18 protein-coding genes and 1 pseudogene are annotated in these 20,816 nt (G+C 38.8%); 9 read left to right on the top strand and 10 right to left on the bottom strand.

Annotated elements, in window-relative coordinates:
• Positions 1-252 precede the first annotated feature (252 nt).
• A complete protein-coding gene (locus ASE55_RS14410; RefSeq protein ID WP_056221043.1) occupies positions 253-612 on the top strand; it encodes a nuclear transport factor 2 family protein in 360 nt (119 codons plus the stop codon).
• A gap of 41 nt (positions 613-653) precedes the next feature.
• On the opposite strand, the gene ASE55_RS14405 is transcribed toward ASE55_RS14410, so the two are convergent.
• Complete coding sequence (locus tag ASE55_RS14405; protein WP_056221071.1) at positions 654-2,747, bottom strand: T9SS type B sorting domain-containing protein; 2,094 nt, start codon at positions 2,745-2,747, stop codon at positions 654-656.
• A 131-nt stretch (positions 2,748-2,878) separates the two neighbouring features.
• Entirely contained in the window at positions 2,879-3,676 is a 798-nt protein-coding gene (locus ASE55_RS14400) for a hypothetical protein (protein ID WP_056221068.1), read from the bottom strand.
• A gap of 194 nt (positions 3,677-3,870) precedes the next feature.
• Here ASE55_RS14400 and glgP point away from each other — a divergent pair, with 194 nt between their 5' ends.
• The gene (gene glgP, locus ASE55_RS14395) at positions 3,871-5,535 is read left to right on the top strand and encodes an alpha-glucan family phosphorylase (RefSeq protein WP_056221038.1); all 1,665 of its coding nucleotides are present in this window, start codon (positions 3,871-3,873) and stop codon (positions 5,533-5,535) included.
• A 66-nt stretch (positions 5,536-5,601) separates the two neighbouring features.
• On the opposite strand, the gene ASE55_RS14390 is transcribed toward glgP, so the two are convergent.
• On the bottom strand, positions 5,602-5,793 hold the full coding sequence (locus tag ASE55_RS14390; protein ID WP_056221035.1) for a DUF6496 domain-containing protein: 192 nt from the start codon (positions 5,791-5,793) through the stop codon (positions 5,602-5,604).
• Between the two features lie 11 nt (positions 5,794-5,804).
• Positions 5,805-6,278 (bottom strand): hypothetical protein, encoded by a 474-nt coding sequence (locus tag ASE55_RS14385; RefSeq protein WP_056221032.1) that lies wholly within the window; start codon positions 6,276-6,278, stop codon positions 5,805-5,807.
• 115 nt (positions 6,279-6,393) lie between these two features.
• On the opposite strand from ASE55_RS14385, the gene ASE55_RS14380 reads away from it, so the two are divergent.
• On the top strand, positions 6,394-8,523 hold the full coding sequence (locus tag ASE55_RS14380; RefSeq protein ID WP_056221028.1) for a S9 family peptidase: 2,130 nt from the start codon (positions 6,394-6,396) through the stop codon (positions 8,521-8,523).
• A 58-nt stretch (positions 8,524-8,581) separates the two neighbouring features.
• Here the strand turns inward: ASE55_RS14380 and ASE55_RS14375 are convergent, their stop codons facing one another.
• Entirely contained in the window at positions 8,582-8,860 is a 279-nt protein-coding gene (locus ASE55_RS14375) for a type II toxin-antitoxin system RelE/ParE family toxin (RefSeq protein WP_056221024.1), read from the bottom strand.
• Positions 8,860-9,120, bottom strand: a complete 261-nt coding sequence (locus ASE55_RS14370) for a hypothetical protein (RefSeq protein WP_128414584.1) — start codon at positions 9,118-9,120, stop codon at positions 8,860-8,862. The genes ASE55_RS14375 and ASE55_RS14370 overlap by 1 nt, the downstream gene beginning before the upstream one ends.
• Positions 9,121-9,202: 82 nt before the next feature.
• Between ASE55_RS14370 and ASE55_RS14365 the strand changes: the two genes are divergently transcribed.
• From ASE55_RS14365 to recG, 6 genes and pseudogenes are all read left to right on the top strand, one after another.
• A complete protein-coding gene (locus ASE55_RS14365) occupies positions 9,203-10,858 on the top strand; it encodes a peptide MFS transporter (RefSeq protein ID WP_056221019.1) in 1,656 nt (551 codons plus the stop codon).
• Positions 10,859-10,993: 135 nt separating this feature from the next.
• Positions 10,994-12,712, top strand: a complete 1,719-nt coding sequence (locus ASE55_RS14360) for a peptide MFS transporter (protein WP_056221015.1) — start codon at positions 10,994-10,996, stop codon at positions 12,710-12,712.
• 255 nt (positions 12,713-12,967) lie between these two features.
• Positions 12,968-13,177 (top strand): annotated as a pseudogene (locus tag ASE55_RS20675) (DUF1016 N-terminal domain-containing protein); the annotation flags it as partial.
• A gap of 12 nt (positions 13,178-13,189) precedes the next feature.
• Positions 13,190-14,668, top strand: coding sequence for a peptide MFS transporter (locus ASE55_RS14355; protein WP_056221011.1), 1,479 nt, complete (start codon positions 13,190-13,192; stop codon positions 14,666-14,668).
• A gap of 39 nt (positions 14,669-14,707) precedes the next feature.
• Entirely contained in the window at positions 14,708-15,241 is a 534-nt protein-coding gene (locus ASE55_RS14350; RefSeq protein WP_056221008.1) for a thioredoxin family protein, read from the top strand.
• A 69-nt stretch (positions 15,242-15,310) separates the two neighbouring features.
• Positions 15,311-17,395, top strand: coding sequence for an ATP-dependent DNA helicase RecG (recG, locus tag ASE55_RS14345; RefSeq protein ID WP_056221006.1), 2,085 nt, complete (start codon positions 15,311-15,313; stop codon positions 17,393-17,395).
• 511 nt (positions 17,396-17,906) lie between these two features.
• On the opposite strand, the gene ASE55_RS14340 is transcribed toward recG, so the two are convergent.
• The 4 genes from ASE55_RS14340 to dapA form a co-directional block, all read right to left on the bottom strand.
• Positions 17,907-18,353 (bottom strand): response regulator, encoded by a 447-nt coding sequence (locus ASE55_RS14340; protein WP_056221003.1) that lies wholly within the window; start codon positions 18,351-18,353, stop codon positions 17,907-17,909.
• Entirely contained in the window at positions 18,350-18,928 is a 579-nt protein-coding gene (locus ASE55_RS14335; protein WP_056221065.1) for a helix-turn-helix domain-containing protein, read from the bottom strand. The genes ASE55_RS14340 and ASE55_RS14335 overlap by 4 nt, the downstream gene beginning before the upstream one ends.
• 285 nt (positions 18,929-19,213) lie before the next feature.
• The gene (locus ASE55_RS14330; protein ID WP_082474566.1) at positions 19,214-19,717 is read right to left on the bottom strand and encodes a GNAT family N-acetyltransferase; all 504 of its coding nucleotides are present in this window, start codon (positions 19,715-19,717) and stop codon (positions 19,214-19,216) included.
• A 138-nt stretch (positions 19,718-19,855) separates the two neighbouring features.
• Positions 19,856-20,728 (bottom strand): 4-hydroxy-tetrahydrodipicolinate synthase, encoded by an 873-nt coding sequence (gene dapA, locus ASE55_RS14325; RefSeq protein WP_056221001.1) that lies wholly within the window; start codon positions 20,726-20,728, stop codon positions 19,856-19,858.
• Positions 20,729-20,816 lie beyond the last annotated feature (88 nt).

Here is a 20,816-nt window from a genome sequence, read left to right as displayed (position 1 = left end):
TATCCCTTATTCCAGGGCTGTTCAGGTAGTATACCGGCGAAGTATTTGAACCTGAATTATCGGTTGAGAAACGAGCTTTTAGATCAGAATTCAATTCTTCCGATTTATTTTCAGAATATTTTCATCGAAGCTATCCAAATACCAGATCGCCTAATGTTTTAATATCCAAACCGTTTTATAAATAAGTCTTTAATAAGGATAAACTTAAAACCAGATTAAGGTTTTTCGCGTATATTATGTTAAACAGGACTTATGAATTGCAGGATCAGCCATTTTATGAAAGACTTAAATTCTCTGAATACGGAACATCTTGAAAAATGGTTTACGGATGAAAGCACCATCTGGATTCCGCCGATGAAGGAGGTGTCGGGCAAAAACAGGATTCTGGCTTTGTTCAGGGCTATTTTCAGGCGTTATGAAAAATTGGAATGGCATGTTTCTGAAATTTTCAATCTGGGAAACAACAGGTATTTTTATCAGACCCGTTCATCAGGAAACAGACTGGGAAAAGGAAGCTACCAGAATGAAATCTGCACCGTCATCCAGTTCTCTGAGAAAGGCAAAATATTGTACCTCTCTGATTATTTTAAAGATACCAATGCATTTAATTAAAAGCCATCTTCGCAAGATGGCCTTTTATCATCAGATAATCTCTATTCCCTGTTTTTTACCATGACCCATCCTGAATATTTGAACAAGGTATTCTTTTTGTCATTTTCATTCCATGTTACAGAATACCAATATGTACCGGTAGGAACTTTTTTACCGGCAATCGTCCCGTCCCATTTGTAAGCATTGAATTTATTGGCTTCGAATATTTTATTTCCGTAACGGTCGAAAATATTAAATACCAGATTCTGCTTGTTTCCCAATACAGAATAATCAATAAGGTCATTGACACCGTCTCCGTTAGGAGTAATTACATTAACCAGATTCGGGACAACAATGGTGATATCAATAGGCTCACAGTCATAAGCATCTTTTACCATAACATGATGATCGCCTCTGATCACATTGGTAAAGACATTGGCATCCTGCCAGTTGATACCGTCCATTGAATACTGATATTTCGGGGTTCCGCCTTTAACATTTACGGTAACGGTAGTATTGGCAATATCCACATCTGAAATTACCGGCTGTTCGGACGGATACACTTTTACGGTTTGCTGCGTAATGCATTCACCTGTTTTCAGTTTTACCCAGTATGTTCCTACACCGACATTATTAATCGTTTGGGAAGTAGCACCTGTACTCCATTCATAAGCGGTAAAGCCGGGGCCTGCATCCAGGGTTGTTTTATCTTCTATGCAGATTATTTTATCCTGCAGGATATTGGAATATACGGGAGGCAGCACCAATAAATTAACCTTTGCAACGGCAAAACATCCGTTTCCGTCGGTAACCTTTATAAAAACAGTTCCGCCTGGAGCTATGTAAGCGGTTGGATTCAGGATTTCATTGGTTCCGTTCTGGGCATCTGTTAGAGAAGGATAATATCTTTTAGTGCCCGTCTGTGTGGTCACCGCTGCAGTTGTCAGGTTGAATAAAGCTGTTGATGGGTTTGATTCTATAAAACATGATCTTAAACTGGCCTCGGTTACTACCACAACAGGATAAAACTTCAGAGTAATAACGGCTGTTGTCGTACATCCGAATGGTGAGATTATTTTTACGTACACGGTTCCTTCTGCAGATACAAAAGCTGTAGGATTGGTAATTTCATTGGTGCCTGCATTAAGATCAGCCAGGGTATGATAATATTTTCTGATGGCCAGCGGATCACCGAAGACAGCGGCAGAAGTAAGGTTAAATGTCCCCACACCCGCATTGTTATTGTTACAGCTGAAAAGATTCACATTTGTTCCTGTAATATTCCCCTGTTTAAACTTAAAAGCTCCTACCTGCCTGCAGGCATTAAGCGGGTTATTGGGGTTTGCCGGGTCCTGGTAATGGATACTGAAGTAGTAAACAGCGGCTGTGCTCACCGTTTGCGGTGCCAGAATCGGGTTTAAGCCTGAAAGTGCATCATTCTGAGAGGTATGGTAACTGATCTGGAAATTGGCATTTCCGTTCAGGATTCCGGCAGATAAAGAACTGAAGTCAAAAACTGCAGGGTTCTGGCATATAATAATTTCCCTGGGATCCGCAGGATTGGCAGCAGGCACACCCGGCGGTGTAAAGGGCTGGGTCTGAATTGCCGGATTGGTAAACGGCGAAGCCAGAGTAGCCGTTCCGCCCCAGGTTAAAGAGAACGGAGCCAGGGTCGGGTTAAATACATCCACCCAGTTGTCTATGTATAAGTAATACGTCTGCCCCGGCAAAACATCCAGATATTTACAGTAAGGCGTGAGAGAACCTCCGGCAGCACTGGTAACCGTACTGGTCATATTCAGTCCTGTAGAGGCACCGACTCCGATTACCGTAGCGGCATTACACCGTATGGCAGCCCCCAGGTTTGCGCAGGAAACATTCGGTCCGTAGATCGCCCAGTCATAATCAGCATCAGGATCTCCCGGAACCAGGTCAAAAGTCAGTGTGCCTCCTGTAGCAATGGTGATTTTATACCAGATCGAATTGTGCTCTCCTGTAATCAGACATCCGCCTAAGCTCTCATTAACAGCTCCGATCCCGGACGGCGAATAGGTAATACTGGAATTTCCACATACAGCAAGAGCCGTGGAACAATCTGCCTGAGAGAAAAGCATCCGTGAGACCAGCAGAAAAAAAAGGAATAGATATTTTTTCATATTTTCAATTTGATGGTGATTAGTTGAGGTAACTTTGTGCTTATCAAATATAAACATTCCACATCAATAATCGCATCTCAAAGAATAATAATTCATAAAAAAATATAAATCCATGGTATATCAATAACAAATTACTTGATACTGGTTATATTTCCGCAAAGATTCTCAAGGTGGAAAATCTTATGAAAAGGGCTTTTTACCTGCTGCAGATGTTCTTTGTCCTGAATAAAAGTATACCGTGACGCAATAGAGTTCATGTCCGAAACAATAACCAGCCAGCATTCATCAACCGTACTGTCGTAATAAGGGAATTTTTCATTTTTTTTATTGATGAGCTCCACAATTTTCTCTGAACACAGTTCATCAAACAGATTCATATTGTATTCATTGGCAATAAAAACATTCCTCCGGTGAGAGGACTTCCTGACGTTTTTTATGCAGCCCGAAGGCTTTCCTTTTTTAATGCTTTTACAGATATGTAAAATTATTTCCTGCTGGTGTTCTAACGTACTCCACTTTATATCCGGATGGAATTCTAAAAAATAAACACCGCGGTATTTCGCGGTGTCTTCCTGTTCCAATAAGATTTCGGCCTGGCGAAACATTTTATTCAGGCTGCTTTCGATCTTTTTCATTCCCATGTGGTTGATAACTTCAGTCAGTTCAATCCCGATTTTTTTATCGTTGAATTTTGCAATGAAGTCAGGGCTTTCACAGGTTAAATTTTCAAACTTAACGTCAGGAAAATGGTGCATAAAAGAGTTAAGCAGCAGGATCTCTGCTTTCTTCCTGTATTTTTCGCGGTCGTGCAGCTTGGATTCGTCTATGGTACGGTGGTATTTTTCAATCGGCTTCTTTTTCAGATGCCGGTTCAGGTAATATAAACTCAGGTTCTTGATTAAATCTTCATCAGAAAATGTTTTTTTCATGTGCTTCATTTTTATGATTGCGGAACACATATGAGCTTCACTCTAAATTATGAAGTTTTTGATTATCAAAATTTTACATTTAAAGGTACTTAAAAAAACGGCAGGCAGGTATTTTTTTAAAACAATTTATTGAATAATTAACATAGAGTTTGTTTTCATATTTAATATCTTTATATAAATATAAAATTGCATATATGGATTTTAATAACTTTAAGATACCCTTTACCATTAACCCAAAATATTCTAAGAAGGCAGTTTATTTCTCTATGGAATTTGCCATTGAACAGGTTCTGAAAATATACTCGGGAGGCCTCGGGTTCCTGGCAGGATCTCATATGAGAAGTGCCTACAATCTTAAACAGGACCTCATCGGGATAGGAATTCTCTGGAAGTTCGGATATTATGACCAGGCAAGGAACCATGACCAGACGCTACAGCCTGTCTGGACAAAAAAAATGTACAGCTTCCTTGAAGACACGGGAATTAAGTTTCAGATTGAAATCCACAGCGCCCCGGTATGGGTGAAAGTATGGTACCTTGATCCTGAGATCTTCCATACGGCCCCGATGTTTTTCCTTTCAACGGATGTCCCGGAAAACGACCACGTTTCCAAAACCATCTGCCACCGTCTGTATGATGCCAATGAAGCCACCAAGCTGGCCCAGTATATCCTGCTCGGAAAAGGCGGTGCCCAGCTGCTGGATGAACTGAATATGGAAAGGGAAATTTATCATTTAAATGAGGCCCACGGACTTCCTGCGGCTTTCCATTTGCTGAAGAAATACAACGGAGATCTGAATAAGGTAAAAGAAAAACTGGTTTTCACTACCCACACGCCTGAAGAGGCCGGAAATGAAAAACACAGCCTGAAACTCTGCCATGATATGTCTTATTTTTCAGGGTTAAGCATGGAAGAGGTAAAACGCATTGAAGGTTCTGATGACGACAGCTTTAACCATTCTTTATGCGCCCTGAAAATGGCAAAAATAGCCAATGGGGTATCTGAGCTTCACGGGACCGTTTCAAGGAAGATATGGAGTAAATATGAGGGGATTTGTGAAATCACTTCCATTACCAATGCTCAGGAATTTAAATACTGGGCAGACCAGCCGTTATATGAAGCTAAAGAAGGTAATGATGACGCAGGTTTTGATGCCCGTAAAAAGCACCTGAAGGAAAAACTGTTTGAAACGGTAGCAGACCAGACCGGAAATTTATTCGATCCCAATATTTTCACTATTGTCTGGGCCAGGAGATTTGCCGGCTACAAGCGTGCCGACCTGCTTCTGCATGACAAAAAAAGATTTTCCAAACTGCTTAACCATCCGAAATATCCGGTTCAGATCATCTGGGCAGGAAAGCCTTACCCGATGGATTATTCTGCAATTTCAACGTTCAATTCCCTGGTGGAAGAAAGTAAAAATTATAAAAGCATGGCAGTTCTCACCGGATATGAGCTTGCATTAAGCAAATCCTTAAAACTGGGCTCTGATCTCTGGCTCAACAACCCACGGGTTCCGAGAGAAGCTTCAGGTACTTCAGGGATGACGGCAGCCATGAACGGAACTGTTAACCTGTCAACAGATGACGGATGGATTCCTGAGTTTGCAAAACACGGCGTGAATTCCTTTGTGGTTCCTAAATGTGACTACGAGAACATGAGTGTTTATGAACAGGACAATTATGACCTGAATGCACTGTATGAAATTCTTGAAAACGAAATCCTTCCAGCTTATTATGATCATCCGGAGCAATGGAGACAGATCCAGTACAACTCTATGAATGATGTGAAAGACCAGTTCAACAGTGACCGGATGGCGGATGAGTATTATGAAGTACTCTATCATCATAAAGGTTAACTGACAGCCAGCTGATCTCAATAGAAAATAAAACCGGCCTGAACTTAGTTCAGGCCGGTTTATTGATTAATCATTTTTCTTTTTCTGCTTCGGGACTTTCAATCCCTCTTCCCGTGCCTCGGAAATACCGATGGCTACAGCCTGTTTCCTGTCGGTCACTTTATCGCCGGAAGAAGATTTCAGTTTCCCTTCCTTGAATTCATTCATGACCTCTTCTACTTTCTCCTGAGCTTTCTTTGAATACTTTGTCTTGCTCATTGTTTTATATTTTAAGATTTAGGTACAGATACGGCAATCTCATATACTTTCGCGTTCTTCAGGTATTTTGAACGCTCCCGTGAAGTTACAGACTCAAAATGTCCGTCTTTGATCACCACAATCGGGTCTTCTGCATTTTCTATTTCAAAATTGGTAATATAACGCTCATCCGGAGCATCTTCCCGTAATTTAGCCTTTATTTTCTGAAGTTCATCCGCATAATCTTTGAAAGCCGGATCTGAAGAGTGGATAAATTTATATTCTTCCCCTGCATCTACAAAATAATGAAGCTTTTTATCCAAAAGTCCTGCCTCACTTGTAATTGCCGGATTATCGTTACCATCCCTGAACGCTGCTTCTACCAGTTCTCCGCCTTTTTCCTCAGCTGTTTTCTGAGCATCTTCATAACTGGAAAATCCGGTGTATAAAATTTTATCTTCCAGTTCATACCGGTTCAGCTTCTGGTCATATGCATTTGTTTCCATAATTATTATTGAATTGATTAGACTTTAACTATTCAATTTTTTTGCCAATATCTCATTCAAATGCTTTTTTATGCATATAATAAAATTGTTATATTTGAAATCTTTAAAATTAGAAATGAAAAAATTCTTATTAACACTTGCAGTAGCTGCCATATCCCAGGGTTTATCTGCCCAGGAAATCACATTAGATAAAATATATTCAGGATATTACCGCGGAAAAGGCATTGCCGGAATCGCCTCTATGAAAAACGGTGAAAATTATCTGGTGATCGAACAGGGCGGAATTGCAAAATATGCGTATAAAACGTCTCAGAAAGAAGGAAATATTGTTGACGGAAGATTCGAGAGCTATGAATTTTCTGATGATGAATCCAAGATCATGCTGTTAAAAGAGAGCCAGCCGATTTACAGGCATTCTTTCTTAGGGAAATTTCACATCAAAGATCTGAAATCAGGCAAAGTGATTTCTTTAAATGAAGGGAAATTCGTTCAGGAGCCGAGATTTTCACCTGACGGAACCAAAGTAGCTTTTATTGCCGATAATAATCTATTCTACCAGAATCTTGATTCCGGTAAAATAACCCAGATTACAAACGACGGAAAGAAAAATGCGGTGCTCAACGGTCTGGCCGACTGGGTGTATGAAGAAGAATTCGGTCATGCAAGGCTGTATGACTGGACGAAAAACTCCAATGCCCTGGTTTTTGTGAGATCCGAGGAAAGCGAAGTTCCTGAAATCTATATTCCCATCTACGGAAAAATGCTTTATCCGGGTGAAATGCGTTACAAATACCCGAAAGCAGGAGAAAAAAATTCTGTAGTTTCCGCGCACATTTATCTCTTGGACAGCAACAACAAAACGAGAATAAATCTGGATCGCTTTAAAAAATATTATATTCCTAACGTTATTCAGACTGCAAAAGCTGATGAAATCGTTCTGATCACTTCTGAAAGGATACAAAATGCTTCTGACGTTTTGAAGGTAAATACAAAAACCGGGGATGTAAAGAAACTGTTTACCGAAACAGATGACAAATGGGTAGACACCGATAACGTGACTTTGGAATTCATGGACGACAACAGTTTCCTGTGGAGTTCCGAAAGAGACGGAAACCGTCATCTATACTGGTATAACCAGGATGGCAAGCTGAAAAAACAGGTAACAAAAGGCAGCTGGGAAGTAACTGATTATTATGGATTCAATCCGAAATCAAAGGAAATCTATGTGCAGACTACAGAGAAAGGAAGCATCAATAAAGTAATTTCCAAAATCAATATCGAAAACGGAAAAGCCCAGCTGATTTCGAACGGAGACGGAAACAACGCTGCGAACTTCAGCAAAAATTATAACTATTTCATCGAAACATCTTCTACCGCTTCCAAACCTTATACATTTGTTTTAAAAGACGGGAACGGGAAAGTGGTAAAAGAGCTTCAGAACAATAATGACCAGCTCCAGAAATTAAAAGCTGACAACTTTATTGACAAAGAATTCATCACCATCCCGAATGAAGCCGGAGACCAGATGAATGCCTGGATCATGAAGCCTAAAAACTTTGACAAGAATAAAAAATATCCGCTGTTTATGTTCCAGTATTCAGGCCCGGGTTCCCAGCAGGTTTCAAATTCATGGGATAACGGAAATGCATTATGGTTCAACCACCTGGTGCAGAAAGGATATATCGTAGCCTGTGTAGACGGTCGCGGGACAGGCTATAAAGGGACTAAATTCAAAAAAGTTACTTACATGAATTTAGGAAAGTATGAAATCGAAGACCAGATTGCTGCAGCAAAATGGCTTGGGAACCAGTCATACATCGACAAATCAAGAATCGGAATGTTCGGATGGAGCTTCGGCGGATACATGACGAGCTTAGCCATGACCAAAGGTGCCGATGTTTTCAAAGCGGGAATTGCCGTGGCACCGGTAACCAACTGGAGGTATTATGACTCAGTATACACCGAAAGATTTTTAAGAACCCCACAGGAAAACCCTGACGGCTATGACAAGAACTCTCCTACCGAATATGCCAGTTTATTGAAAGGGAAATTTTTGCTGATCCACGGAACGGCTGATGACAACGTACATTTCCAGAATTCCATGGAATTTTCCGAAGCATTGATTCAGAATAAAAAACAGTTTGAATTTATGGCCTATCCGGATAAAAACCACGGAATTTATGGCGGGCAGACCAGACCACAGCTGTATCAGAAAATGACTGATTTTATCCTGGAGAATCTGTAAATCTAAAATCAATTTAAATACTAAAAAAATCACTCAAAAATTTGGGTGATTTTTACTTTTAATATTGGTGTAAACTTTTATTATCAATGATAGCTATCAGGAAAATGACATCATTAACTTCCTGATAAATTAATGAGTTATTTTTATCTATCAAACACTTTCTATAATTCAGAAGCAGAGATTTAGGACAGATTTCTTTATGTTCTTTTATTCTTGCAATTAAATTATCAAACGTATTTTCAAAACTTTCGATCTCCTTTACAGACCAATGTTCAAATAAATAATCCAATACACCCAGATAGTTTCGTAAAATTTCTTTAGACCAAACAATTTCCATTATTCCGACTTTTCTGAAAGGTACTGCCTGATTTTCTGTTTCGCTTCTTCATGAGAATAAGTTTTCTGATTTTTAATATCATCAATCCCTTTTTCAATTGATATCTTTTGAGAATCGGTTAAATTCTCCGCCCAATCTTTTCCGGCTTTCGTTTCTGTATATTTTGATTTCAAAAACTCAATATAATCATTTACCTGCCCAAAAAATTCTTTGGGAAGCGATTTCAGACTTTTTTCAATTTCTTTAATGGTAATCTCCATTTCATAAGTTTTATCCAAAGTTAATAAAATTCAATTATTGTTTTTAAAATTTTATATTTGTGAAATTTGAAATTTTGAAACTATGAAGACCAAACATCCTAAAGGGTTGCCTTTTCTCTTCTTTACTGAAATGTGGGAGCGTTTCGGGTATTACCTGATTCTCGGAATTTTTGTTTTATACGTTATTGAACCTGCCGGGATCAAAGGCGGCCTCGGGCTTCCGGATAAAACTGCGGACGATATTTTCGGGACTTATATCGCACTGACCTATCTTACACCGTTCATCGGAGGGTTTTTAGCCGACCGGGTTTTAGGGTATATCAAATCCATTTATCTGGGAGGGATCCTGATGGCAGCGGGATACATCGGGATGGGTGTTTTCAAAGACCTTCCCCTGTTTTATTCCTCATTAGCCTTAATTATCATCGGAAACGGGTTCTTTAAACCGACCATTTCTACCCTTCTGGGAAATTTATATTCAGAAGAACCTTACAAAGCCAATAAAGATTCCGGGTATAATATTTTTTATATGGGAATCAATATCGGAGCTTTCATCTGCAATATTATCGCTGCTTTCATGCGGAATAAATTCGGATGGGGCGAGGCCTTCATCACGGCAGGCGTCGGGATGTTGGTAGGCCTGGTGATCTTCACCATCGGACGGAAACATTACATCCATGCCGCACAGATGAAACCTGTACAGGAAGGTGACACCAAGCTTTCTGAAATCATGCTTAAAGTTTTTGTTCCTGCGATTATTGCCGGGGTTATCGGCTGGGTTATTCCCGGAAATATTTTCGGAAGCGACAGTACGGATGCCTTTATTTTTGCCTGTGTGCCGGTTATTTATTTTTATGCTTCCCTGTATTTTAAAGCCAAACCGACTGAAAAAGCATCCATCGGTGCCTTACTGTCAGTATTCCTGATCAGTATGTTCTTCTGGGCAGTTTTCAAACAGAACGGAACGGCCCTGACCCGGTGGGCCAATTATTATACGGACAGAAGCGTTCCTGCCTCTATGGAAAAGCCTTTGGAAGGAATCTATATGGTAGACGGGAAAAGTTATGCAGATAAAGAAGTCCCTGTGTATGACGACCAGTATCAGTCTCAGAAAGGTAAGGACGGAAAATCCATAAAAACGGCCGGAAAAGATATTTACTTCAGAAATATTTCTCCTGAACAAAAAGCCGGACTGGAAAAAGAACCGGACAGCAAAGTCTATTTGTACAACACCGAGCTGTTTCAGTCGATTAATCCGTTTTGGGTAATTGCTTTAACGCCGGTGGTGGTAGGCGTCTGGGCTTTCTTAAGAAGGAAAGGAAAAGAACCTTTGACCCCTACGAAAATCGTATTGGGATTATTTATTTCGGCACTTTCCTGTCTGGTAATGGTTCTGGCGGTCTGGGCCGGAGACAATGGTGCCGTAAAAGTATCACCGTGGTGGCTTATTGCAAGTTACGGAGTTATTACCATCGGAGAATTGTGCCTTTCCCCCATGGGGCTGTCTTTTGTTTCAAAACTTTCGCCGGCCAGGATTACAGCTCTGATGATGGGCGGTTTCTTCCTCGCCAACTCGGTCGGAAACAAGCTTTCAGGCATCCTTGCCAGTACCTGGTACAGCTATGACAACAAGATGAATTATTTTCTGGTGAATTTTGCCCTGCTGATATTTGCCACACTCTTAGGGGTCTCCATGCTGAAAAGGCTCAACAAAATCATGAAAGAAAAAGGACATTAACTTCCAGTTTTCTTACACCATATCGGGCTGCAGATTAATTCTGCAGCTTTTTCAGTATTTATAAAAATTAAATATTGCCAAAAACTCAAAAAAAACTATATTTGTCAGTCTTAACAAAAATTTAACAATCAATATATGGATACAGCCGTTCAGTCGAAGACTAAACATCCTAAAGGATTATGGGTACTATTTGGTACAGAAATGTGGGAGCGATTCAACTTCTACGGAATGAGAGCATTACTTACCTTATTTATGGTAAACTCTCTTCTCATCAAAGAAGCAGATGCAGCAATTATTTATGGAGGTTTCCTCGCACTGTGTTATTTAACCCCGCTTTTAGGAGGTTTCATTGCTGATAAATACATCGGTAACAGAAATGCGATTTTGGTAGGCGGAAGTTTGATGGCTATCGGGCAATTGCTTTTATTCTTCAGTGCTTCAACGTTTTCGTCTGACCTCGTTAGTGCGAAGACCTTAATGTGGCTGGCTTTGTTCATTATTATTTTTGGAAACGGTTTCTTCAAGCCAAATATTTCCTCCATGGTGGGAAGTCTTTATCCGAAACAGGAAAAATCTAAATTGGATTCCGCGTTTACCATTTTCTATATGGGAATTAACATCGGAGCATTCTTAGGTCAGTTTATCTGTCCATATTTAGGTGATGTTAAAGATTCTGAAGGAGTTAGGGATATCTTCGCATTCAAATGGGGATTCTTAGCTGCTTCTATCGCGATGCTTGTTGGTACAGTAACCTTCTTCATTCTTAAAAACAAGTATGTTGTCACACCGGAAGGAAGGCCAATCGGTGGACTGCCGAAGAATAATACAAGTGAAGATTTTGAAGAAGGGGAAACTCAGACTGCAAAGTTTTCAAGTAAAAATATGGGAATTTCTGCCATATTATTTGTTGCTCTTTTCTTCGTATTCAGATATATTTTGGTGGGAGAATTCGGATTCAGTTCTGTAGGAATGGGACAGCTGATCAAAGGAATTATTTATCCTTTTATCTATGCTGCGGGTATTTCACTGGCATTTCTGATTATGAGCTCTGCCGAAAATAAAGTGGAAAGACAGAGAATATGGGTAATCTATATCGTTTCATTCTTTATTATTTTCTTCTGGGCTGCATTTGAGCAGGCAGGATCTTCATTAACTTTCATCGCAGATAACCAGACCGACAGAAATATCTTCGGATGGAATATGCCGCCGTCCATGGTACAGATTTTCAACGGATTATTCGTTGTGGCCCTGGCTTTACCTTTCAGTATCCTTTGGGATAAATTAAGAGCAAAAGGAAAAGAGCCGGTTTCTCCGATGAAACAGGCAATGGGTCTGGCATTAATTGCATTATCTTATTTCATTATTGCATATAACGTAAAAGATCTTGGAAACACAGGATTACTGGCCATCAAATGGTTAATGTTACTGTACCTTATCCAGACCATGGGTGAACTTTGTTTATCACCGATCGGATTATCATTGGTAGGTAAACTCGCTCCTAAAAGATTTGCTTCTTTATTATACGGTGTTTTCTTCATCTCAAATGCTGCGGGTTATGCTTTGGCAGGTTCCCTGGGAGCCATTATTCCGGCAACCGGAGACAAATTTGTAAAAGCAGAAAAATTAGGGTTCAACCTTCAGGATGTTTTGGATAAAAAAGTAACGCTTACCCCGGAACAGGTCGCTTTATTCGAAAAAGAACAGTTACCTGTTGCCAATACAACATTTGCCGGAGTGGAAATTCATAATTTATTTGAATTCTTCATGGTATTCGTAGTATTGTGTGGTATTGCTGCTGTAATTTTAGCGATATTATCACCAAGATTAAAGAAAATGATGCACGGTGTAAACTAACCCGCATCAATAAAATATACTGAAAACCTCTGCTAAGTCGGAGGTTTTTTTTATTTTCGTATGATGGAAGTTTCCGAAGATTCTTTATTTCAGTCGGTAAAAGAGATTATTGCCCAATCACGTGAAAGGTATCCCGCATCGCGAACGCTACCCTGCTCACCTACTGGCAGATCGGAAAACTTATTGTGGAGGATCAACAGAAAGGAAAAGAACGCGCAGAATATGGGAAAAATACCTTAAAAAAACCTTTTCGGGAAACTTACCCAGGAATTCGGAAAAGGTTTTGATGAGAGTAACCTGAGAAATCTGAGGGCTTTCTATCATTTATTTCCGATATGTGGCGCATTGCGTCACGAATTAAGCAGGACGCATTACCGCTTACTAATAAAATTAAATACATCATTGATCAGGACAGGATACGTTTCGGGCTCGATCAGGAAAACAATAACAACCCAAACTAAATAATTATACGAAATTATGAGCTTAACGCTGGAAGAAATACAAAATTTTAAAGGGAAATATCCTAAGCAATTATGGACACTTTTTACGGTAGAAATGTGGGAACGTTTTTGTTTCTACGGAATGCGCGGCGTTCTTACGTTTTTTATGGTAGACCAGCTTTTGCTGAAAGATGATGTTGCCAACCTTCAATATGGGGCAATTCAAGCTTTTGTATATGCATTTACATTCATTGGAGGAATTTTTGCCGATAAAATTTTGGGTTTTAAAAAATCTTTGTTTTTTGGAGGAATTGTTATGATCCTCGGAAATTTCCTCATTGCTTTTGCACCGAAAGAAATGTTTTATTACGGTATTGCATTTTCAATTATTGGTACCGGTTTTTTCAAACCGAATATTTCATCGATGGTCGGAGAACTGTATGATGAAAAAGATCCCAGAAGAGATGCCGGTTACGGGATGTTTTATGCAGGGATTAACATTGGCGGGCTTCTTGGAGGTGCTTTATGTATTTATTTAGGTAAGTACTATTCGTGGACAGCGTGTTTTCTTGCTGCTGCAATTGTGATGATTATTGGCCTGCTAACATTTCTTTTCACTAAGAAAAACCTGGGCCCGATTGGCAATTCGCCGTTAATCAATATGGAGCCAGGAAAAAGAAAACTCAGAGAAATTGCCGTTTATGTACTTTCGATATTAAGCATTCCGCTTATCTTTATCATGGTTAAAAATACGCATTTTACAGATTATTTCATGTATACCATCGGTATAATTGCAGTCGGATACTTTCTTTTTGAATTGATAAAACTTAAGGAAGTAAGCATACAAAAAAAGTTAGTTGCTGCGTTTGCATTTATCTTCTTTTATTTTTTATTCAATGCCATATATGAACAAAGTGGTGGCTCTTTATCATTATTTGCCAAAGATAATCTGGATCATAATTTATTAGGATTTAATATGGATCCTAATGTAGTAAACAATAGCTCTAATACCCTTTTTGTTATCATTTTAAGTCCGGTTATCGGTTTACTCTGGTTATTTTTATCTAAGAAAAAACTAGAACCCAATACACTTATTAAATTTGGAATCGGTTTTTTATTCTTATCAGCTTCGTTTTATATTTTTTATTATACCAAATTCTTCGCAAATGCGCAGGGTATTACTTCATTAAATGTTTTCACACTGGCTTATTTTGTAACTACAATCGGAGAATTATGCCTAGGACCAATCGGAATGTCTATTATTACTAAATTATCACCAAAAAAACTTTTTGGAATGATGATGGGGCTTTGGTTTTTGGCCAGTGCCTTTGGCCAGTTAGCAGCAGGAAAACTAGGCGCTGAAATTTCACAGTCTAATACCGGTGATGATCTGTTATCTAAATTACAATCTTATACCGATGGATACTATCAATTGGCAATCTATGCATTAATTGCCGGAGTAGTGTTAATTTTGATCTCTCCATTTGTAAAAAAATTAATGCAGGATGTAAAATAGACATACACATTATGCTTATTTTTATTTAAATATCAAATCATGAAGAAAATCATAAGCATAATCTGCCTGTTCATGCTGACCCTGAGTTTTGCCCAAGTCAGATGGATGACCATTGAAGAAGCTTTAAAAGCCCAGAAAGAAAATCCAAAAAAAATACTTATTGATTTTTATGCAGACTGGTGCGGCCCGTGTAAAATAATGGATAAAAAAACCTATGGACATCCCATTATTGCTGAAATTTTAAACGAAAATTATTACGCTGTTAAGTTCAATGCAGAAGAAAAAAATAAAGTTGAAATTTTCGGGAGAACATTCTCAAACCCGAATACGGAACATAAAAAAGGCCGTAATTCTTTACATGAATTTACCCAGTATATGAATGTAGGCGCAGTGCCAAGCACGGTGTTCCTTGATGAAAAAGGAGGCCCGATTACCATTCTTCAGGGAGAGCTTTCTGCCAGGGAACTGGAACCCTATCTGGATTTTATCTGCAAGGACCTTTTCAAAAAAATCCGTTCAAGAGAACAGTGGGAAGATTACCAGAAAAAATTTAAATCTAAAATAAAAGAATAAAATACAGGCTTTCATTCATGAAGGCCTTTTTTAATTTCTAATTTTTCCCGAAATTCGTGGACCTTTTAAATGAATTTAGAAACCTCCATAGAATACGTCAAAGGAATAGGTCCTGAAAAAGCAAAACTCATCAGAAATGTATTGGGCGTTTCTACCATTGAAGACCTGCTGAACTTCTTCCCGATCCGCTACCTGGATAAAAGTAAGGTTCATAAAGTCGCTCAGCTTCATGAGGTAAGCACTGATGTTCAGCTTAAGGGGAAAATCACCGGTGTCCAGGAAATACAGACCGGAAAGATAAAACGACTTTCTGCAAAATTCAATGACGATACCGGTGCCATGGATCTCGTGTGGTTCCAGTATTCAAAATGGCTCAAAGAACAGCTTCCCGTTAATCAGGAAATTTATATCTACGGAAAAATCAATGTTTTCAACAGCCAGTTTTCCATGGCACATCCGGAGATAGAAATTGAAGAAAAAAAAGACACGGATATGCGGCTGAAGCCTATTTATCCAAGCTCTGAAAAGCTCACCAAAAGAGGACTGAACCAGAAATTCTTTCAGATGGTGTTAAAAAACATCTGCAAGGAAATCCCGAATCTTATTCATGAAAATTTTCCGGATTACCTGATAAAAGCTTTTTCATTTCTGTCAAGGCAGCATACTTATCTTAACATCCATTTCCCAAAGGATATGGAATATTTTGAGAAGGCCAATTACCGGCTGAAATTTGAAGAATCTTTTTTCTTCCAGTTGGGCTACGCTTTAAAAAAGCTCCATCACAAAAGCCATACGACAGGAAACCCTTTCCCGGTTGTGGGTAATTATTTCAATGATTTCTACAATAACCATCTTCCGTTTGACCTTACCGGTGCCCAGAAAAGGGTGCTTAAAGAGATCCGGCTGGATATGAAGCGTCCGGTCCAGATGAACAGGCTCCTGCAGGGTGATGTGGGTTCGGGAAAAACAATGGTTGCTTTATTAACGATGCTTATTGCAAAGGATAACGGGTTTCAGAGCTGCATCATGGCGCCGACGGAAATCCTTGCCCAGCAGCATTACAACGGAATTAAAGACCTTCTGAAAGAAACCCGCGTGAACGTAAGGCTTCTTACCGGTTCTGTAAAAGCTTCTGAACGGAAAATCATCCATCAGGAATTAGAAAACGGCGAGCTCTCCATCCTGGTGGGAACCCATGCCGTTCTTGAGGATAAAGTTAAGTTTCAGAATCTCGGACTGGCGATTATTGATGAACAGCACAGATTCGGGGTTGCACAGCGGGCCAAGCTTTGGGCCAAGAATAAAATTCCACCGCATATCCTGATCATGACGGCCACTCCTATCCCTAGAACTTTGGCTATGAGCTTTTATTCTGATCTGGATGTTTCGGTGATTGATGAACTGCCGGTAGGAAGAAAACCGATTATTACAGCCCACAGACGTGAAAAAGACAGGGCCTACGTGTATAATTTCTGTCGTGAAGAAATACAGAAAGGGCGGCAGGTGTATTTCGTTTATCCGTTAATTGAAGAATCCGAGACTTTAGATTATAAAAACTTAATGACAGGACTGGAAAATGTGATGGATAATTTTCCGCATTACAATGTCACCATGCTTCACGGAAAAATGCGGCCTGACGAAAAAGATGCGGCCATGGGTTATTTTGCTTCCGGAAAAGCGGAAATCATGGTGGCCACTACCGTTATTGAAGTGGGCGTAAACGTTCCGAATGCTTCCGTAATGGTTATTGAAAGTTCGGAAAGGTTCGGCCTGTCACAGCTCCATCAGCTTCGCGGGCGTGTAGGCCGTGGCGCGGAACAGAGCTATTGTATCCTCATGACCTCAGATAAACTGTCATCCGACAGCAGAACCCGGATTAAAACAATGGTAGAAACCAATGACGGCTTTAAAATTTCGGAAGTAGACATGCAGCTTCGCGGTCCGGGGGATATCCTGGGTACACAGCAAAGCGGTGTCGTAGATTTCAAAAAACTAGACCTGGTGAATGATTCGGCAATTATCAAGACCACAAAGAGTTCAGTAGAAAAAATCCTGACAAAAGATTCCCTCCTGGCCCTGCCAGAGCATCAGGTACTTAAAAATTATTACTTAAGGCAGTACAAAGGAAAAAACAAATGGAGTAAAATTTCATAAAAAAACCGCGAAAAGAAATAATCTTCCGCGGTCTCCCCTTATAAAACTGTTATTTGAAGAAAATTACTTTACTCCATTGATAATACTTATTTTTCGCTTAATATTCTGTGATTTGGTGATTTGAATATGATTTAATTATTTGATGCTAAGCTTAAAATAAAGTAAAAAAAACAAAATGAATTATGTTTCCAACTTGCTTATTTATAAAAACTAACTTGTTGTTGCCAAAGGATTACAATGAATGCCATTTATAATTTCCTTTAACCCTTCCGAGTTTTCATGATTGTACCGTTTTGCTTAAAGATCTGCTGCGCTTCTAGCTGGAAATTGATATAATTCATTTTGTTTTACTAACATTGTGATTATATAATTTAGTTTAAAATCCATGTTCATAAAGAAAACAAGCTGTAAATCTGACGTGCAGATCCACTGTGTTTTCACTATTACGTGAATATTATACAGCAAATATAGACAATTAATTTTAATATGGAAATAACTTAATGATAATTTTTCACACTTTCATGATAAAATTATCTTTATTGAGTCCGGATGTGTGATACTGCCAGTTAACTGTCACGATTTCAGTAAGTGCCTTCTTCAGGCTTTTGTAATTATCCGGCTTCTTCATCAGGACATTTGCTCCCTTTATAAAGATTTCTTCCTCTCCATCCGATGATAAATTTGATGAATAAACAGCAACAGTCATCTGGCTGAGTTTACAGCATGACCTGATTTCAGTGAGGCAGTCCAGGACATTTTTTTCAGGGACATCAAAATTCATGAACAGAAGTTCCGGGATAACGGCTTTTTCACTTTTCAGGTAATTCATCATATCGTGCCCGGTAAAAAACACCCTGGTTTTTATCCTGATTTTGAGATCCTGAAATATATTCTTAAAGAAAATATGGTTTCCTTCATCGTGATCCATCAGCATCACATTAAGACATTCCCTGGTCATACCGCATTACGGTATTGCTGGTTGAAACTGTCTGCCTTTCTTCTGCCGGCAATGATTTTCTGGAAATAAGAAGGGGTAATTCCTGTTGTATTTTTAAACTGGGTGCTCAGGTGTGCTACACTGGAATAGTTGAGCTTGTGCGCAATTTCCGTAAGGCTGTACTGCTTGCTGATGATGAGTTCTTTTGCGTATTCAATCTTTTGGAGTATGATAAAATTCTCAATTGAAGTACAGGCTACTTCTGAAAACAAGGTAGAAAGATAGCCGTAACTGTGGTTCATTTTTTCTGCAATATACACTGAGGCTTTCACAGAAATCATTTCACCGGAAAAGACCAGCTTTACAATGATATCCTTAATTTTCTGTACCAAAGCTACTTTCTGGCTTTCTATGATTTCCATTCCGTATTCTTCCAGGCTGCTTTTAATTGCCTGACGCTGTTCTCCGTTAATTGATTCCAGAAATTCAACTTCACCGGAATTTACCAGTCTGTACTTTAATCCATGCTCTTTGAGCTTTTCCTCCAACACCTTTTTACACAGCGTATTGAAGTCAAATTTTACATACATTTTCATCCCTTTTAATGTATTTAATAACAGCGTAAATATAAACATTTATTCAATTAAATGTGAAATACAAGAAAATAAATATTACAATGATAAAAAAAATCCCTGCATTATAAAAATGCAGGAATTTAAACACTAAGGATGAAAAAAAATATACTGATTAAAAGCCTGAGCTTATGACCAAGCATATGAATGTATTTATTATAAGCAATTTGGTTCTATTGCAAAGATGGCTAAAATAAATATCTCACCTTTTATAGAATTGCAATTAAATGTTACAGAATTTTAAGTCTATTATTTGTGAATTAAAAATTCCATTTCAAAATCATCCATTACAAAACCGTTTCCTATGTCCACTACAACCTCGCCGTACAATCTAAATCCTTGTGATTCATAGAATTCCCTGGCTGTGTTTATTTTATTAACATTAAGGATAATTCTTTTATCACCTTGATCCGACACCTGTACTTTTAAAAAATCAAGAGCCTTTTTTCCGAAACCTTTGCCTTTGCTTTCCGGAACAAGATAAATCCTGTGCAGTTTCGTTGTCTGTTCTTCATATCCGTGTTCATACCCGATAAATCCTTCAAATGACTTGTTGTTTTCATCAAAAATCAAATAGTAGTGATAATCCGGGTGCTGAAAGTGTGCTGATATTTCCTTTTCGGAATACATTAAATCCAGCATATAGTTAATTTGCCGGTCCGAAATTATCCCTGCATAAGCACTCTCCCAGGACCTTTTCGCCAAATCCTGAATTAGAGGGATCTCGTTTACTGTTGCTTTTATTAATTCCATTATTTTAAATATGATGATTAAAAAAGTGAAAAGCATAACTGCCTTTCACTTTCTTTATTTGTTTCATTAAATCAGTCATGAGTTTATGTTCAGATGGATTATCAGTTCTAAAAAACTGCCCATTTGTACTGATGCCTGTTATATTTTTTCCATTTCAGCTTTTATCTTTGCATGCAAACCTTCTGAAGCAGCTACAAGCGGAAGTCTCAAATAGTTTTTCACAATACCTTTTTCAGCCAGTACCGCTTTGATTCCGCATGGATTGCCTTCGGCAAAAATTAATCTTGTGATTTCAACCATTTTATTGTGGATTTCATAAGCTTCCTTCACTTTCCCTTCAAAAGCCAGCTGAACCATGGCAGAGAATTCTTTCGGATATCCCTGTCCGATTACTGAAATAACCCCGTCGCCTCCGGCTAAAGTTACGGGAAGCGTAAATTCATCATCACCGGAAACCAATGAAAAGCCTTCAGGTTTCTTTCTTAAAATATCAAAATACTGAAGAATATTCGGTGACGCTTCTTTGATCAGGAATAAATTCGGGAATTCTTTTGCCAGACGCAATGTTGTTTCCGCTTCAACATTCTGTCCCGTTCTTGAAGGAACGTTATAAATAATAATGTTTTTCCCTGTGGACGCCAGTGCCTTATAATGCTGATAAAGTCCTTCCTGATTAGGCTTATTATAGTATGGAGATACGGAAAGCACTGCTTCAAAAGCGGTAAGATCAGTTTCTTCAATCTGTTTTTTCACTTCAAGGGTATTATTGCCGCCAATTCCCAATACCAAAGGCAGACGTTTATTATTCACCTTAATGATATGATTTACCACCTGTTTCTTTTCCTCACCGGAAAGTGTTGCAGCTTCCGCTGTAGTTCCCAAAACAACTAAATAACTGGTTCCGTTTTCAATATTGTATTCCACAAGTTTTGTCAAACTGTCGAAGTCCACGGATAAATCTTCATTAAAGGGTGTTACAAGAGCCACACCTACTCCTTTTAAAATGCTCATCTGTAAGAATTATTTTGCCAAATTTAATAATTTAGACTAAGAATTTATCATAAATAATAATGTTTTATTATACATATAATTATATTTG

It is taken from the genome of Chryseobacterium sp. Leaf201, from assembly GCF_001421435.1.
Lineage (GTDB): Bacteria > Bacteroidota > Bacteroidia > Flavobacteriales > Weeksellaceae > Chryseobacterium.
This window is presented reverse-complemented; position numbering and strand designations above follow the sequence as displayed.